Source organism: Streptomyces sp. NPDC021562, from assembly GCF_040640875.1.
In the GTDB taxonomy this organism is placed as follows: domain Bacteria; phylum Actinomycetota; class Actinomycetes; order Streptomycetales; family Streptomycetaceae; genus Streptomyces.
In genome coordinates this window covers 1-1,209 of sequence record NZ_JBFACN010000101.1, presented here as the reverse complement: position 1 = coordinate 1,209, position 1,209 = coordinate 1, and the positions used below count along the sequence as shown (strand labels likewise).

The 1,209-nt window shown below is 38.5% G+C and carries 2 protein-coding genes; one reads left to right on the top strand and one right to left on the bottom strand.

The features are described 5' to 3' along the window. The coding region (locus tag AB0G52_RS41210) for a hypothetical protein (protein ID WP_361344449.1) at positions 1-402 on the top strand (402 nt) is incomplete at its 5' end. A gap of 58 nt (positions 403-460) precedes the next feature. On the opposite strand, the gene sigK is transcribed toward AB0G52_RS41210, so the two are convergent. Continuing rightward, complete coding sequence (gene sigK, locus AB0G52_RS41205; protein ID WP_127737370.1) at positions 461-1,183, bottom strand: RNA polymerase sporulation sigma factor SigK; 723 nt, start codon at positions 1,181-1,183, stop codon at positions 461-463. Positions 1,184-1,209: the final 26 nt, after the last annotated feature.

Below are 1,209 nucleotides of genomic sequence, written 5' to 3'. Positions count from 1 at the left end.
TTCCTTTTTACCATTCTATCCTACTATTCCTTTAAGATTGCCGAATATGTAGGCTGGACATGCATATTATGTATGGAAGGAGGAGAGAGCATGAAGAAACGCCTTGCTTTACTATTCGTGATTGTTTTGCTTGCATTCATTGCCTATGTGGAAACACCAACTGCGAAAATTAATGAAGACTATGTTTATTATTATGGTGAAACTACGGAAAGCGAGCCGGCAAGCACATCTGAGGAAGTGTACGGAGCGCCAGAATTAGAATATAAATTGGAAGATACGACGGTTGAGGACGGATTCGTATTGGAGACTTACAGAGAGTATGAAATATACAAAAATCGTGCAGGCGAAGTTGTCAAAAATGTTCCTACCTCTAATCGGGAATATTTACGATACAAACAATAATAAAAATTGCTGTTATGACAAAGAGGGCTGCACAGCACAGCCCTTTTCCTTTTTGAAGCTAATCCTGCCCCTTTTTACGCTTTTCCTTTTCTGCTCTGTAAAACTCGTGAAACATTTTCATCAGCGCTCTTTTTTCAATGCGAGAAACATAGCTTCTTGAAATGCCAAGTTCCTTTGCGATTTCTCTTTGGGTCTTCTCTTTTTTCAAATCAAGCCCAAACCTGCCGACAATAACTTCCTTTTCCCTTTCATCTAATACATCGATATATTCCTTCACCTTTTCCAGCTCCATATTTAACTGAATCGTATTGACTACATCCTCTGATTCTGACTTCAGCACATCAATTAAGCTTATTTCATTGCCCTCTTTATCCTGACCGATTGGGTCATGAAGGGAGACATCTTTTTTGGTTTTTTTCAATGCTCTTAAATGCATAAGTATTTCATTCTCAATACATCTTGCTGCATATGTGGCAAGCTTCGTCCCTTTACCTTCTGAGAAGCTTTCTATTCCCTTAATCAAACCAATTGTTCCGATAGATATTAAATCCTCCGAGTCCTCACCAGTGTTTTCAAACTTCTTCACAATATGTGCAACAAGCCGTAAGTTATGTTCTATCAGCATATTTCGCGCATGCGAATCTCCTTCTGCCATCAGCCTTAAATACTTTTTTTCGTCTGATGCAGATAAAGGCTGGGGAAACGCATTATTTTTTACATAAGAAACAAGAAACAACAGTTCTTTTACTAAAAGCCCGAGTGAATAAAAAATCCCAGACATTGTTCCACCTCCACTTTAGCCTATAC